15 protein-coding genes are annotated in these 12293 nt (G+C 61.0%); all 15 read right to left on the bottom strand.

What is annotated here, in order from left to right:
- Positions 1 to 160: 160 nt before the first annotated feature.
- The 15 genes from ybgF to DQ397_RS20830 all read right to left on the bottom strand — a co-directional run bounded on the left by ybgF (position 161) and on the right by DQ397_RS20830 (position 12125).
- The gene (gene ybgF / locus DQ397_RS20900) at positions 161 to 967 is read right to left on the bottom strand and encodes a tol-pal system protein YbgF (protein WP_043209503.1); all 807 of its coding nucleotides are present in this window, start codon (positions 965 to 967) and stop codon (positions 161 to 163) included.
- A gap of 6 nt (positions 968 to 973) precedes the next feature.
- A complete protein-coding gene (gene pal, locus DQ397_RS20895; protein WP_043209505.1) occupies positions 974 to 1474 on the bottom strand; it encodes a peptidoglycan-associated lipoprotein Pal in 501 nt (166 codons plus the stop codon).
- Between the two features lie 52 nt (positions 1475 to 1526).
- Positions 1527 to 2798 (bottom strand): Tol-Pal system beta propeller repeat protein TolB, encoded by a 1272-nt coding sequence (gene tolB / locus DQ397_RS20890; RefSeq protein ID WP_043209564.1) that lies wholly within the window; start codon positions 2796 to 2798, stop codon positions 1527 to 1529.
- A gap of 26 nt (positions 2799 to 2824) precedes the next feature.
- Positions 2825 to 3901: a cell envelope integrity protein TolA gene (gene tolA / locus DQ397_RS20885; RefSeq protein ID WP_043209507.1), complete on the bottom strand. Its 1077-nt coding sequence runs from the start codon at positions 3899 to 3901 to the stop codon at positions 2825 to 2827.
- Complete coding sequence (tolR, locus tag DQ397_RS20880; RefSeq protein ID WP_012315816.1) at positions 3901 to 4353, bottom strand: protein TolR; 453 nt, start codon at positions 4351 to 4353, stop codon at positions 3901 to 3903. Before tolR ends, tolA begins: the two co-directional genes overlap by 1 nt.
- Positions 4354 to 4367: 14 nt before the next feature.
- Entirely contained in the window at positions 4368 to 5063 is a 696-nt protein-coding gene (gene tolQ / locus DQ397_RS20875; RefSeq protein ID WP_043209509.1) for a protein TolQ, read from the bottom strand.
- 2 nt (positions 5064 to 5065) lie between these two features.
- Positions 5066 to 5518, bottom strand: coding sequence for a tol-pal system-associated acyl-CoA thioesterase (gene ybgC / locus DQ397_RS20870; protein WP_043209510.1), 453 nt, complete (start codon positions 5516 to 5518; stop codon positions 5066 to 5068).
- A gap of 125 nt (positions 5519 to 5643) precedes the next feature.
- Positions 5644 to 6687, bottom strand: coding sequence for a Holliday junction branch migration DNA helicase RuvB (ruvB, locus tag DQ397_RS20865; protein WP_043209512.1), 1044 nt, complete (start codon positions 6685 to 6687; stop codon positions 5644 to 5646).
- Positions 6684 to 7301 carry a Holliday junction branch migration protein RuvA gene (gene ruvA, locus DQ397_RS20860; protein ID WP_043209514.1) on the bottom strand — a complete coding sequence of 206 codons (618 nt, stop codon included), beginning with the start codon at positions 7299 to 7301 and terminating at the stop codon, positions 6684 to 6686. The genes ruvB and ruvA overlap by 4 nt, the downstream gene beginning before the upstream one ends.
- Before the next feature lie 108 nt (positions 7302 to 7409).
- Positions 7410 to 7934 (bottom strand): crossover junction endodeoxyribonuclease RuvC, encoded by a 525-nt coding sequence (ruvC, locus tag DQ397_RS20855; RefSeq protein ID WP_043209516.1) that lies wholly within the window; start codon positions 7932 to 7934, stop codon positions 7410 to 7412.
- A 181-nt stretch (positions 7935 to 8115) separates the two neighbouring features.
- Complete coding sequence (locus DQ397_RS20850) at positions 8116 to 8862, bottom strand: YebC/PmpR family DNA-binding transcriptional regulator (RefSeq protein WP_043209518.1); 747 nt, start codon at positions 8860 to 8862, stop codon at positions 8116 to 8118.
- A 110-nt stretch (positions 8863 to 8972) separates the two neighbouring features.
- Positions 8973 to 10748 carry an aspartate--tRNA ligase gene (gene aspS, locus DQ397_RS20845; RefSeq protein ID WP_043209519.1) on the bottom strand — a complete coding sequence of 592 codons (1776 nt, stop codon included), beginning with the start codon at positions 10746 to 10748 and terminating at the stop codon, positions 8973 to 8975.
- A gap of 93 nt (positions 10749 to 10841) precedes the next feature.
- On the bottom strand, positions 10842 to 11063 hold the full coding sequence (locus DQ397_RS20840) for an FmdB family zinc ribbon protein (protein ID WP_043209521.1): 222 nt from the start codon (positions 11061 to 11063) through the stop codon (positions 10842 to 10844).
- A 99-nt stretch (positions 11064 to 11162) separates the two neighbouring features.
- A complete protein-coding gene (locus tag DQ397_RS20835; protein ID WP_232111746.1) occupies positions 11163 to 11480 on the bottom strand; it encodes a ribbon-helix-helix domain-containing protein in 318 nt (105 codons plus the stop codon).
- Between the two features lie 171 nt (positions 11481 to 11651).
- Entirely contained in the window at positions 11652 to 12125 is a 474-nt protein-coding gene (locus tag DQ397_RS20830) for a Dps family protein (RefSeq protein WP_043209523.1), read from the bottom strand.
- Positions 12126 to 12293 lie beyond the last annotated feature (168 nt).

Raw genomic sequence — 12293 nt, 5'->3', positions numbered from 1 at the left:
GATCGCCACGGGCGTGACAACTAAACAGGCTGTCCGCCTCCGTCAGGCACTGTCGCGGACTCGACATAGCGTTATCCGCACCAGCGTGTTTACGAAAAAAGGGCCAAGATTCTAACGAAAAAACCCGCGACAAGCGCGGGTTTCTTTCGAATGGCGATATTCAGAGCTTTTGCAGGTCACGCTGAGCCAGTTGTGCGGCAGATGTGCCGGGATACTGGGTGATGACCTGCTGAAGGATGCCCTTGACCTTGTCGGTGTGCCCCATACGGCGCTCGACATCTGCCAGCTTGTACAGCGAGTCAGGCACTTTGCTGTGTTTGGGGTACAGCTGGCCGACTTTGGCGAAAGCCTGGCTGGCACCTTGCAGGTCGCCCTTGGCCAGGTTCACCTCACCCAGCCAATATTGGGCATTGCCGGCGTACTGGCTATTTGGGTACTTGCGCAAGAAGGCGCCGAAGGCCTGGCTGGCCTTGTCGAAATCCTTCTGCTTGATCAGGTCGAAAGCTGCATCGTAATAGAGCTTCTCTTTAGCCGGATCACCTGGTTCGCTGCTGGCGGCCGGTTGTTGGGCCGCGGCGCCAGCAGCGGCACCGGTGGCGACATTGGAGGCGCCACCGGTGGAAGAATTCTCGGGGGTCGCGGCAGGTGCGACACCGCTGTTGATGCGACGGTCCAGATCCTGGTAACGCTCCAGGTTCTCCTGCTTCATGCGGGCGACATCGTTCTGCAGCTCTTCGATGATGCCTTGCTGGCGGGAAATCTGATCCTGCATCTGTTGCAGCTGCATGAACAGCTGGCCCTGTGCAGAAGCAGGGGCCGAAGCCCCTGCCCCGGCATAGGCGCCGCTCGTGCCATAACCCGCAGGCGGATAGCCACTTGCGTTGTCATCTACTACAGGAACCTCAGCCCAAGCCGCGAGCGGCAGGCTGAGCGCGAGGACGGTTACAGCACGACGGCACATACGCATAAGAACTTACTTACGCAGTTCTACGCGACGGTTCTGAGCCCAGGACTGCTCGTCGTTGCCGGTGGCAACTGGACGCTCTTCGCCGTAGGAAACCAGTTCCAGCTGAGCAGGGGAAACGCCCTGCAGAACCAGGTAGCGTTGAACGGCCTTGGCACGACGCTCGCCCAGAGCCATGTTGTACTCGCGAGTACCGCGCTCGTCGGTGTGGCCTTCCAGAACAACACGGTTGCCGTTGGCTTTCAGGTCCTTGGCGTGAACGTCCAGAGCGCGCATGGCTTCTGGCTTCAGGTCCGAGCTGTCGTATTCGAAGTAGAAGGTGGTGATTGCGCGCAGGGCGGCTTCTTCGCTCAGGCTGCCGTCAACAGCGCCAGTGTTGGCACCGTAGCCAGCGTTAGGATCAACAGCGGCGCCTTCGCCAGCGTTGTCACCGCCCTTGGAGGAGCAACCTACAGCCACGGCCATGGCCAGAGCCAGCGCAGCGAATTTACCAAACTTCAGCATTTCCATCGTGAAACTCCTAATGAAACCCCAGTGTGTTAAGCAAAAGTATTACGCCGCATCAGTTCAGGTAAGGGGACCAGGACGGTTCTCTGACTTCGCCTTGAGCGGTAGGAAGCGGGAGCCTCACGCGTCCATTGAGAGAGACGAGCATCAAGACTCCCCGGCCCTGCTGGCGGGTGGCGTAGATTAGCATGGTGCCGTTTGGCGCAACAGTGGGAGACTCATCAAGACTGGTGTCCGACAGAATCTTTACACTTCCGCGCTGCAAGTCCTGGGCAGCCACTTTGAAGTTGGTGAAGCCCTGTTGGCGATGGATCATCACCAGGGTCTTTTCGTCCGCCGACAGTTTCGGGTTGGCATTGTAGTTACCCACGAACGTGACACGCTCGGCGCCACCGCCACTGACCGATGTCTTGTAGACCTGCGGCTTGCCGCCACGGTCGGAGGTGAAGTACAGGGTATTGCCATCCTTGCCCCAGAACGGCTCGGTGTTGATGCCTGGGCCTGCAGTTACACGGCTGATCTGGCGCGAGCCCATGTTCATCACGTAGATGTCCGGGTTGCCGTCCTTGGACAACACGAAGGCAAGGCGCGAACCATCTGGCGACCAGGCCGGAGCGCCGTTGAGGCCTTCGAAGTTGGTGATCTGCTCACGACGCCCGGTATCGATGTGCTGAACGAAGATGCGCGGACGCTTCTGTTCGAACGAGACATAGGCAATACGCTTGCCGTCCGGTGCGAAACGCGGCGACAGGATCGGCTCACGCGATTGCAGCAAAGTAACGGCGCGGGCACCGTCATAGTCCGAACGCTGCAAGGTGTAACGGGTGTTGTTGGCGGAGAAGCGCTCGGCAGTCACGTACAACATGCGGGTGGAGAATGCACCCTTGATGCCGGTGAGCTTCTCGAACGACTGGTCGGCGATGTAGTGCGACATGTCGCGCAGCTGGTCGACGCCACCAGCAACGCTGCCGGTCAGCACCTGCTGTTCGGTGGCGACGTTGAACAGGGCGTACTGCACCTGCAGGCGACCGCCGGACGGCACGATGCTGCCAACCATCACGTATTGGGCCCCCAGGGCTTTCCAGTCACGGAAGATGACTTCGCTGGCCTGGGTCGGCTGGCTGATCATGTTCTGCCGTGGAATGGGCGAGTAGTAGCCGGAGTTGCGCAGGTCATTGCCAATGATCTCGGCCATGTCCTCGGGCAACACGCTGCCACCCTGCAAACCGAACGGCACTACCGCGATCGGAGTCGCCCGATCGCTGCCGCTGGTGACCAGGATGTTCTTTTCCTCTGCCACGGCCATACCTGCCACGCAGCAGAGCATGACCAGCAGTCCTTTCAGACGTTTAATCACAACGCTAGATCCTCAGGTGTAAATGTCATCTTGAATGAACGGTACGGATTGAACTCGTTCGGCTTCAAGCCCTGCATCTCGGTCAGACGACCAATGTTCTTCACCGCTGCCACCGCCGAGCTGTCGAACGGACCGTCGCCACTGGAGCGCGCCACGCTGACGTTGGTGATGGTGCCATCGGGCAGCATGTTGATCTGCAGGACTACCGTCATGCCCCTGCGTGCGGACGGCGGACGCGCCCACCCTTCGGCTGCTCGCAAGCGAATCAGGTCGTCGAAATCGCCGGCCACTTCATCGCCACGCTCATCGGCCAGGGCCTGCTGCCGCTCGGTGGTATCAGACAGCAGCTCGGCCAGGGCCTGGGCTTTCTTGTCTTCTGCCGCCTTGCGGGCCGCTTCCTGCGCCTTTTTCTTCTGGGCATCCGCAGCCGCCTTCTTCTTGGCGTCTTCGGCTGCCTTCTTCTTCGCTTCCTCGGCCGCCGCTTTCTTCTTGGCGTCCTCGGCTGCTTTCTTCTTGGCCTCTTCGGCGGCTTTCTTTTTAGCCTCCTCGGCAGCCTGTTTCTTGGCTTCTTCCTCGGCTTTCTTCTTGGCCTCTTCCTCGGCCTTCTTCTTGGCGATATCAGCCTGCTGCTTCTCAGCGGCCTTCTTCGCCTCCTCGGCTTTCTTGGCCTCGGCAGCCTTCTTGGCTTCAGCGGCTTTGGCAGCCTCCTCGGCCTTCTTCGCCTCGGCGGCTTCACGGGCCTCTTCGGCCTTTTGAGCGGCGTCAGCTTTCTTTTGTTCCGCGGCCTTCACAGCTTCCTGCTCGACCTTCTTCTGCTCCAGTTGCTCGACCTCAGTCTGGCGCGAAGCGGTTTTCTTCGCTTCCCCGGCAATCTTCTGATTGGTCTGGGTGGTCGCCTGACTCTTGGATTTGAGCTGATAGAGCGTAGCCTGGACGATCGGCTTGGACGGCGGCAGCTCAGGCGTCATGGCGAAGCTGACGAACAGCATCGCGAACACCAGAACGTGCAGACCAATGGCCCAGACAGTGGGCCAGAAGTAGCTTTCCGAGGCGGATGGCTCTCGCTGTTGCATCAGGGCGCCTCGGTAATCAGGCCAACGTTACCGACACCGGCCTTCTGCAACCCGCCCATGGCACCCATGACCGCGCCGTAGTCGACGGCCTTGTCGCCACGAATGAAGACCTGGGTCTGCTTGCCCTGGTCGCGACCGGCGGCGATGATCTTGGTCACCGCGCTGGTCATTTCGGGCAAGGTCATGGCCTTGTCCATCTGCTTGTCGGTATCGACTTCGCTGCCGAGGTTCCAGTAGTAGGTTTTGTCGGCCTTGATCGAGATGGTCAGGATCTGAACGTTGTTGTCCTGGGGCAAGGCTTCGCTGGAAACCTTGGGCAGGTCGACCTTCACGCCCTGGTTGAGCATGGGGGCAGTCACCATGAAGATGACCAGCAGCACCAGCATCACGTCGATGTAGGGCACCACGTTCATCTCGGCGACCGGCTTGCGTTTGTGGCGAACTCGGGCCATGGGCTTCTACCTGATTACTCTTCGCTGGTGTGCACTTTGCGGTGCAGGATTGCCTGGAACTCGTCGGCGAACGTGTAGTAACGACCGATCAGCACTTCGCTGCGGGCGGAGAAACGGTTGTAGGCAATGACCGCCGGGATCGCGGCGAACAGACCGATCGCAGTGGCGATCAGTGCCTCGGCGATGCCCGGAGCCACTGTGGCCAGGGTCGCCTGCTGAGCCGAAGCCAAACCGCGGAAGGAGTTCATGATGCCCCAGACGGTTCCGAACAGGCCGATGTACGGGCTGGTGGAGCCGACAGTGGCAAGGAATGGCAAGCTCTGCTCGAGCTTTTCTTCCTCACGGGAGATGGCCACGCGCATGGCACGCCCGACGCCCTCCATGACCGCATCCGGGTCGACACCCGGCTGCTGGCGCAGGCGCGAGAACTCTTTGAATCCGGCACGGAACACCTGCTCCACGCCCGAGTCCGGGTCCGGATTGCTGCCTGCCTGACGATACAGCTTGGACAGGTCGATACCCGACCAGAAGCGCTCCTCGAAGGCATCGAGCGCACGACGACCGGCGCGCAGCATGGTGCTGCGCTGGAAGATCATGATCCATGAAGTGACCGAAGCGGCCACCAGGGTCAGCATGACCAGCTGTACCACTACACTGGCATTGCTGACCAGACTCCACATGGAGGTATGGTCGACGACGTTAGCTTCCACGCTTATTCTCCTGCATTCGATTGAGTACCCGTGCCGTCCGCCAGGAAGGCGTCGCGCAGTTCTGGGGGAATGGCCCGGGGTTTGAAAGTGTCGGCGCGCACGGCGGCCACCAGGAACTGCCCTTCGCAGAGCAGTGTTTCATCCTTTTCCCGCCAGACCTGCTGCACGAAGCGCAGGCTGGCGCGGTTCAATTCAAGCACTTGCGCGGTCACCCGCAATTCGTCGTCCAACCGCGCCGGCGCGTGGTAACGCGCTTCGCTGGAGTGAACTACGAACAACAGGTTCTGGCCGGCAAGCTCGGACTGGGAAAACCCCAGGTGCCGCAGCCGCTCGGTACGCGCCCGCTCCATGAATTTCAAATAGTTGACGTAATACACCACGCCACCGGCGTCGGTGTCCTCGTAATAGACGCGACAGCGGTGAGCGAACGGTTCCAGGCCATTTTGCGCGCGCATACTCTAGTGCTTACTCCTCAGCTTGCCAATCCGCCCCGGCAACTGTTTTTGCATGGATAATGTCTTATTGCCAGTGCGCCAAGCGCGTGCCAGCGGTAGGACCACGAAAACCATGATTCGATCTGTCATTCATCGGGATCGGAGAACTCTCCGCCTTCGGCGAAGCGCCCTGGAATGTTCAGGCCAAAATGCAAGTAGGCATGCCGAGTGACCACCCGCCCGCGCGGCGTGCGCATGATGTAACCCTGCTGGATCAGGTACGGCTCGAGCACGTCCTCGATGGTGTGACGCTCCTCGCTGATCGCCGCGGCCAGGTTGTCGACCCCCACTGGACCACCGTCGAACTTCTCGATCATGGTCAGCAGCAAACGGCGATCGGAATGGTCGAAGCCACGCTCGTCGACATCCAGCAGGTTCAGTGCCATGTCCGCCACGGCCTTGGTGATCTGCCCTTTGCCACGAACCTCGGCATAATCGCGCACGCGTCGCAGCAAGCGGTTGGCGATACGCGGCGTGCCGCGGGCACGACGGGCGATCTCGTAGGCCCCCTGGTCCTCGATGGACAACCCGAGGATGTTGGCCGAGCGGCTGACGATGGTCGCCAGATCCTTGTTGCTGTAGAACTCAAGGCGCTGGACGATGCCGAAGCGGTCGCGCAGCGGGTTGGTCAGCATGCCAGCACGGGTTGTAGCGCCGACCAGAGTGAACGGTGGCAGATCGAGCTTGATCGAACGCGCCGCCGGGCCCTCGCCGATCATGATGTCCAGCTGAAAGTCCTCCATCGCTGGATAGAGCACCTCCTCGACGACCGGCGACAGCCGATGGATCTCGTCGATGAACAGCACGTCATGGGGCTCCAGGTTGGTCAACATCGCGGCCAGGTCACCTGGACGCTCGAGGATGGGCCCCGATGTACTCTTGACCGACACGCCCATTTCCTGGGCGATGATGTTGGCAAGGGTGGTCTTGCCCAGGCCCGGCGGGCCGAAAATCAAAGTGTGGTCGAGGGATTCGTTGCGACCGCGCGCCGCCTGGATGAACAACGCCATCTGCTCGCGCACCACCGGCTGGCCGATGTACTCATCCAGGCTCAGAGGGCGGATAGCGCGATCCTGGATTTCTTCTCGATCGCGGCCATTGGCGGCGATCAGTCGGTCGGTTTCGATCACTTGGCGATCATTCCTTTAAGGCTACGGCGAATCAGCTCCTCGCTGCTCAGACCGCTCTTGCCCTCGATGGCCGCGACTGCCTTGCTGGCTTCCTGGGGCTTGTAGCCCAGGGAAATCAGGGCGCTGACCGCATCGGCCTCCGCATTGGAGGCAGTGCTGACGGGCATTGGGCCATCAGAGACAAGGGTGAACATTGCAGGAGAGGTTTCCCACGCTTTGAAGCGATCCTTGAGCTCCACCAGCAGGCGTTCGGCGGTCTTCTTGCCCACCCCGGGCACACGCACCAGCGCCGAGGCGTCCTGAGCCTGCACACAGCGCACCAACTCATCGACTTCAAGGCCCGACATCAGCGCCAGGGCGAGCTTCGGCCCGACGCCATTGAGGCGGATGAGCTCGCGAAACAGTTCACGCTCGCGCTTTTCGGCAAAGCCATAGAGCAGATGGGCATCCTCACGCACCACCAGATGGGTGTGCAACGTGACCGGCTCACCGATTTTCGGCAACCGGTACAAGGTAGTCATTGGCACCTCCAGCTCATAGCCCAGGCCATTGACATCGACTATCAGGTGCGGCGGCTGTTTTTCCGCCAGAGTGCCGCGCAAACGTCCAATCACGTTCCGATCCTTTCCTTCGGGTGCCGGCCAGAAACCGGTCCACCCTATCAGCAAATGCAGTGGGAGACTGTTCCCCCCACACAAAATATGTATCAGCGCATGAAGCGGCTACAGACGCAAGCGTCCACCGCGTCGCCGGGCTGTGGCCAATCCATGCGGGATGAGGCTGGACCGAGTGTGAGCATGGCACAGCGCGATGGCCAGGGCGTCGGAGGCATCCACCTGGGGCTTTTGCGTCAACTTCAACAGGTGCATGACCATCAACATCACCTGTTCCTTGTTGGCGCCACCGGTGCCGGCCACGGCCTGCTTGACCTGGCTGGCACTGTATTCGGCAATCTCAAGACCCGCCTCGGCGGCCGCGACGATCGCCGCGCCCCGAGCCTGCCCAAGCTTGAGAGCCGAATCGGCGTTGCGCGCCATGAATACCCGCTCGATGCCCATGGTCACCGGCCCGTGCTGGCGAATGATCTCACTCACCCCACGGAACACGACCTGCAGCCGCTCGTGCAATTCGCCACTGCCTGTGCGAATACAACCAGACGCCACGTACTCGCAGCCGCGAGCCGTCTGACGCACCACACCGAAACCTGTGATGCGCGAACCGGGGTCGATACCAAGAATCAGAGTCATAGGGCCTGTCATTGAAAGGAGGCATGTTTGCGAACTGCATCGGCCCTTTCGCGGGCAAACCCGCCCCACAGACATGGCACCGGTTTCGATTGCGGCGCCATGCCTGTGAGAGCGGGTTTACCTACAAAGCCCGTACAGGCGCTGACAAGCTTACAGAGCTGGTAGGGGGCGCCCGAACACCTTAGCCGAGCTTCTCCATGATCTCGTCGGAAATTTCGGCGTTGGAGTAGACGTTTTGCACATCGTCCAGATCTTCGAGCATGTCGATCAGCTTGAGCACTTTCTCCGCTCCCTCCTGATCCAGCTCGGCGCTGGTGGTCGGCTGCATCACGATCTCGGCGTCGGCGGCCTTGAAGCCGGCCTCTTCCAAGGCGTTACGTACGGCATAGAAGCTGTTGAACGAAGTGAATACATCGAAGGAGCCGTCGTCATTGGCGACCACATCGTCGGCATCCGCTTCCATGGCGGCTTCCATGAGGGTGTCTTCGTCCAGGCCCGGAGCAAAGCTGATCTGCCCCTTGCGCTCGAACAGATAGGCGACGGAGCCGTCGGTACCGAGGTTGCCGCCACACTTGGTGAATGCATGACGCACAGCCGCTGCGGTGCGGTTGCGGTTATCGGTCATGGCCTCGACCATGATCGCCACGCCACCAGGACCGTAGCCTTCGTAGCTCAGCTCTTCGACGTTGTCGCTTTCGTTGGTGCCCGCACCACGCGCCACGGCCCGGTCGATAATGTCGCGGCTCATGTTGGCACCCAGGGCCTTGTCCAGGGCCAGGCGCAAACGCGGGTTGGAAGCCGGGTCAGGCCCACCCTGCTTGGCAGCGACAGTCAGTTCGCGGATCCACTTGGTGAAGATCTTGCCTCTCTTGGCATCCTGGCGCTCTTTGCGGTGCTTGATGTTTGCCCACTTGGAATGACCAGCCATAACGACTCCGAATCCTTGAAACAGAAACAGGTTCCGCCCCGAAGGGCGGAACGCGAGAAAACTGCGCCAAAGCGCGTGGGCGCTTCCGCCAGGGAAGCGCCCTGGGTCGATTACTCGACCTTGGTCTGCTCACGCAGACGGATGTGCAGCTCGCGCAGGGCCTTGGCATCCACCAGACCTGGAGCCTGGGTCATGACGCACGCGGCGCTCTGGGTTTTCGGGAACGCGATCACTTCACGGATCGACTGGGCGCCGGTCATCAGCATGACCAGGCGGTCCAGGCCGAAGGCCAGGCCACCATGAGGTGGCGCACCGAACTTCAGGGCGTCGAGCAGGAAGCCGAACTTCTCCTGCTGCTCTTCGGCACCGATGCCCAGCAGACGGAAGACCGCCTGTTGCATTTCCTTACGGTGGATACGGATCGAGCCGCCACCGAGCTCAGTGCCGTTGAGCACCATGTCATAAGCACGCGACAGCGCAGCGCCCGGGTTGGCCTCGAGTTCTTCAGGCGAGCACTTGGGCGCGGTGAACGGGTGGTGCAACGCGCTGAAGCTACCATCGTCGTTTTCTTCGAACATCGGGAAGTCGACGACCCACATCGGTGCCCACTCGCAGGTCAGCAGCTCGAAGTCGTGGCCCAGGCGGATACGCAGCGCGCCCAAGGCTTCGCTGACGATCTTGGCCTTGTCGGCGCCGAAGAACACGATGTCACCGTCGACGGCGCCCACGCGATCAAGGATCACGTTCAGGTTGGCCTCTGGGATGTTCTTGACGATCGGCGACTGCAGGCCCTCGACGCCCTTGGCGCGCTCGTTGACCTTGATGTAGGCCAGGCCCTTGGCGCCGTAGATGCCGACGAACTTGGTGTATTCGTCGATGCGGCTGCGCGGCATGCTGGCCCCGCCCGGCAGACGCAGAGCGGTGACGCGGCACTTCGGATCGTTGGCCGGGCCTGCAAAGACCTTGAAGTCCACGTCCTTGAGCTGGTCGGCGACATCGACCAGTTCCAGCGGAATACGCAGGTCAGGCTTGTCGGAACCGTAGCGACGCATGGCCTCTTCGTAGGTCATGTGCGGGAATTCGCCGAACTCAAGATCCAGGACTTCCTTGAACAGCTTGCGGATCATGCCTTCGGTCAGGCCCATGATCTCGGCTTCGTCGAGGAAGCTGGTCTCGATGTCGATCTGGGTGAATTCCGGCTGACGGTCGGCACGCAGGTCCTCGTCACGGAAGCACTTGGCGATCTGGTAGTAGCGATCGAAGCCGGCGACCATCAGCAACTGCTTGAACAGCTGCGGCGACTGCGGCAGGGCGAAGAAGCTGCCAGCGTGGGTACGGCTCGGGACCAAGTAGTCGCGCGCGCCTTCCGGTGTGGCGCGGGTCAGGATCGGCGTCTCGACGTCGAGGAAACCGTTCTCATCCAGGTAGCGACGGATGCTGCTGGTGATGCGCGAGCGCAGACGCAGCTTGTCGGCCATTTCCGGGCGACGCAGGTCGATGAAGCGGTAGCGCAGGCGGGTTTCCTCGCCTACATCGGAATATTCGTTCAGCGGGAAGGGTGGGGTTTCCGCCTCGTTGAGCACCTTGAGCTCATAGCCCAGCACTTCGATACCGCCGGACGCCATGTTCGGGTTGACCGCGCCAGCCGGGCGCAGACGCACCTTGCCGGTGATCTGTACGACATACTCGCTACGCACGCGGTCGGCAGCGGCGAAAGTCTCGGCGCGATCCGGGTCGAAGACGACCTGGGCCATGCCTTCGCGGTCACGGATATCGAGGAAGATCACCCCGCCGTGGTCGCGGCGACGATGGACCCAGCCGCAAAGGGTGACTTCCTGGCCGTCCAGGCTCTCGTTCAGTTGGCCGCAATAATGGCTGCGCATCATGATGGTGGTTTCGCTTCTCGTGATTCGTGTATTCGGTGGAGGTCTTGGCCGCCCAAGGGGCTAATACTGCAAGACCAGTCACTGCAATTCAACTCAGTCGGCCTTGTCGCCGCCTGCCAGGTTCTTCTTCGCCCCGGTCTTGAAATCGGTCTCGTACCAGCCGTTGCCGCTCAGGCGGAAGCCGGGTACCGACAGCAGCTTTTTCAGGGCTGGAGCCTGGCACGCCGGGCAGTCGGTCAGTGGTGCGGCGCTGATCTTCTGCAACACCTCCATCCGGTGATCGCAGGACGCACATTGATAGTCATAAAGGGGCATGGGGGTGTCTCTCGTCAACCACAACGCTGCCGGGGCAGTAAAAAGCGGGATTATATATGGTTAAGGAGAGCTGCGCAGCCCGCCCGGCGATCAGCGTACTCAGGGCGGATCGAGCAGCCAGGCCACGCAGATCACCCGAATCAGCCCACTGAAGTTGCGAACCCCACCGTGACGCAAGTGGACCTCCCGATCCACGTAGGACAGCACGGCGCTTACCGTGCATTGGTTGGCCTGGGCGATGCGTTCGAGAATACGCCAGTAGACCACCTCAAGCCGCAGGCAGGTGGCAAAGCCATTGAGCCGGACCGACCGGGAGACCGGCCGAACCTGCATCATGTCGAAATCTGCCCGAAAAGGGTCAATGCACTGCTTGCCCGGCCATTTTCCCTGGCAAGCGCCTCGCCTGCCTTGTTGCATCACTTCCACCACACCACTCCATTGTCTGGAAAAATCCCCTCGCGCCCATGCACGACCGGGCAGATCAATAAAGCGCTGTCAGGGCCTTCAAAGCAGTGGCAAAACCTTCCGGGCGAAACGAAAGACCCGACCCTGGGCAGGGTCGGGTCGATGGAGCCTACAAACGAACGATCACTTTTCCTCGAGCAATACCCGCAGCATCCAGGCGGTTTTTTCATGGATCTGCATGCGCTGGGTCAGCAGGTCGGCGGTCGGCTCATCGCTGACCTTGTCGACGACCGGGAAGATGCTACGCGCCGTGCGCACCACCGCCTCCTGCCCCTGAACAAGCTGGCGGATCATCTCTTCGGCAGGCGGTACGCCCTCTTCTTCCTTGATTGACGAGTGACGCGCATAGAAGGCATAGGAACCTGGCGCCGGGAAGCCCAACGCCCGAATGCGCTCGGCGATCGAGTCGACCGCCAGGGCCAGCTCGTTGTACTGCTCTTCGAACATCAGGTGCAGGGTGCGGAACGCAGGGCCGGTGACGTTCCAGTGAAAGTTATGGGTTTTCAGATACAGCACGTAAGTATCCGACAACAGGCGGGAAAGCCCATCGACGATGGACTTGCGATCTTCTTCATTGATACCGATATCGATTGCCATGAAGCTCCCCTTTCCATAAGGCTTGGTCATCAAGCGGGCACCCCAAACTGTATCAGACCCTCCCGCTCCTGCCCGTGACACAGGACAAGCCGTCGCCTCACGGTTTGAGAACCCCCTGCCTTTGCTGTTAAATAGGCACCGTGCCACCCGTGCGGACAGTCATTGCCG

The sequence above is a fragment of the Pseudomonas sp. CK-NBRI-02 genome, from assembly GCF_008124495.1.
Classification (GTDB): domain Bacteria; phylum Pseudomonadota; class Gammaproteobacteria; order Pseudomonadales; family Pseudomonadaceae; genus Aquipseudomonas; species Aquipseudomonas guariconensis.
This window is presented reverse-complemented; position numbering and strand designations above follow the sequence as displayed.

Bases quoted from the DNA above. Each gene is read 5' to 3' on its own strand.
- ybgF (WP_043209503.1), bottom strand. From the start codon at position 967: ATGCGTATGTGCCGTCGTGCTGTAACCGTCCTCGCGCTCAGCCTGCCG.
- pal (WP_043209505.1), bottom strand. From the start codon at position 1,474: ATGGAAATGCTGAAGTTTGGTAAATTCGCTGCGCTGGCTCTGGCCATG.
- tolB (WP_043209564.1), bottom strand. From the start codon at position 2,798: ATGCTCTGCTGCGTGGCAGGTATGGCCGTGGCAGAGGAAAAGAACATC.
- tolA (WP_043209507.1), bottom strand. From the start codon at position 3,901: ATGCAACAGCGAGAGCCATCCGCCTCGGAAAGCTACTTCTGGCCCACT.
- tolR (WP_012315816.1), bottom strand. From the start codon at position 4,353: ATGGCCCGAGTTCGCCACAAACGCAAGCCGGTCGCCGAGATGAACGTG.
- ybgC (WP_043209510.1), bottom strand. From the start codon at position 5,518: ATGCGCGCGCAAAATGGCCTGGAACCGTTCGCTCACCGCTGTCGCGTC.
- ruvC (WP_043209516.1), bottom strand. From the start codon at position 7,934: ATGACTCTGATTCTTGGTATCGACCCCGGTTCGCGCATCACAGGTTTC.
- DQ397_RS20850 (WP_043209518.1), bottom strand. From the start codon at position 8,862: ATGGCTGGTCATTCCAAGTGGGCAAACATCAAGCACCGCAAAGAGCGC.
- aspS (WP_043209519.1), bottom strand. From the start codon at position 10,748: ATGATGCGCAGCCATTATTGCGGCCAACTGAACGAGAGCCTGGACGGC.
- DQ397_RS20840 (WP_043209521.1), bottom strand. From the start codon at position 11,063: ATGCCCCTTTATGACTATCAATGTGCGTCCTGCGATCACCGGATGGAG.
- DQ397_RS20835 (WP_232111746.1), bottom strand. From the start codon at position 11,480: ATGCAACAAGGCAGGCGAGGCGCTTGCCAGGGAAAATGGCCGGGCAAG.
- DQ397_RS20830 (WP_043209523.1), bottom strand. From the start codon at position 12,125: ATGGCAATCGATATCGGTATCAATGAAGAAGATCGCAAGTCCATCGTC.